Source organism: Streptomyces aurantiacus, assembly GCF_001418335.1.
GTDB classification, from domain to species: domain Bacteria; phylum Actinomycetota; class Actinomycetes; order Streptomycetales; family Streptomycetaceae; genus Streptomyces; species Streptomyces aurantiacus.
Genome location: NZ_LIPP01000504.1, coordinates 1 through 1,285 on the forward strand (window position 1 = coordinate 1; position 1,285 = coordinate 1,285).

General features: G+C 66.2%; 2 protein-coding genes. Both read right to left on the minus strand.

The window, feature by feature from the left end; translation table 11 throughout:
- Positions 1–343 (minus strand): DNA gyrase subunit A (locus AOK01_RS39550; protein WP_281181503.1); only part of this gene is annotated, 343 nt, incomplete at its 3' end.
- 42 nt (positions 344–385) lie between these two features.
- Positions 386–1,285, minus strand: a 900-nt coding sequence (locus tag AOK01_RS39555; protein WP_245702615.1) for a toprim domain-containing protein, incomplete at its 5' end; no start/stop codon positions are given.

Below are 1,285 nucleotides of genomic sequence, written 5' to 3' on the forward strand. Positions count from 1 at the left end.
ACCACGGCTGCGCGAGGCGGACCAGCGCGTCGTAGATCGAGGAGTCGCCGTGCGGGTGGTAGTTGCCCATGACGTCGCCGACGACACGGGCGCACTTGTAGAAGCCCTTCTCGGGCCGGTAGCCGCCGTCGTACATGGCGTACAGGACACGCCGGTGGACGGGCTTGAGACCGTCCCGTACGTCGGGCAGCGCGCGCGACACGATGACGGACATCGCGTAGTCGAGGTACGAGCGCTGCATCTCGGTTTCGAGCCCGACGGGCTCGACACGCTGGGAGAGCGCGCTGTCCTCTTGGGAGGTGATCGGGGTGATCGAGGTGATCGGAGTGTTCTCGTCGGTCATTGCTGGTGAAGATCCTTTCTGACGCGGTCAGCTGAGACCGACTCAGATGTCGAGGAAGCGGACGTCCTTGGCGTTGCGCTGGATGAACGCGCGGCGTGCCTCGACGTCCTCGCCCATCAGGACCGAGAAGAGGTCGTCGGCCTGCGCGGCGTCGTCGAGCGTGACCTGGCCCAGGACGCGGTGCTCCTGGTCCATGGTCGTGATGCGCAGCTCCTCGGCGTTCATCTCACCGAGACCCTTGAAGCGCTGGATCGAGTCCTCCCTGACGCGCTTGCCGGCCTGGCGTCCCAGCTCGGTCAGGGCGTCGCGCTCGCGGTCCGAGTACGCGTACTCGAAGTCGTCGCGGCCCCACTTGATCTTGTAGAGCGGCGGGCGGGACAGGAACACGTGCCCGGCCTCGACCAGCGGCCGCATGAAGCGGAACAGGAAGGTCAGCAGCAGGGTGTTGATGTGCTGGCCGTCGACGTCGGCGTCCGCCATCAGGATGATCTTGTGATAGCGGAGCTTCTCGATGTCGAAGTCCTCGTGGACCCCGGTGCCGAAGGCCGAGATCAGCGCCTGGATCTCCTGGTTCTGCAGGATCTTGTCGATCCGCGCCTTCTCGACGTTGAGGATCTTTCCCCGGATCGGCAGGATCGCCTGGTACTGGGGGTTCCGGCCGGACTTGGCCGAACCGCCGGCGGAGTCCCCCTCGACGATGAAGATCTCGCACTTGGTGGGGTCGTTCGACTGGCAGTCGCTCAGCTTGCCCGGCAGCGACGCCGTCTCCAGGAGGCCCTTGCGGCGCGTCAGGTCGCGGGCCTTGCGCGCCGCCACGCGCGCGGTGGCCGCCTGGATGGACTTGCGGATGATGTCCGCGGCCTCGTTCGGATTGCGGTCCAGCCAGTCGGTGATGTGCTCGTGGACGACCTTCTGCACAAAGGTCTTCGCCTCGGTGTTGCC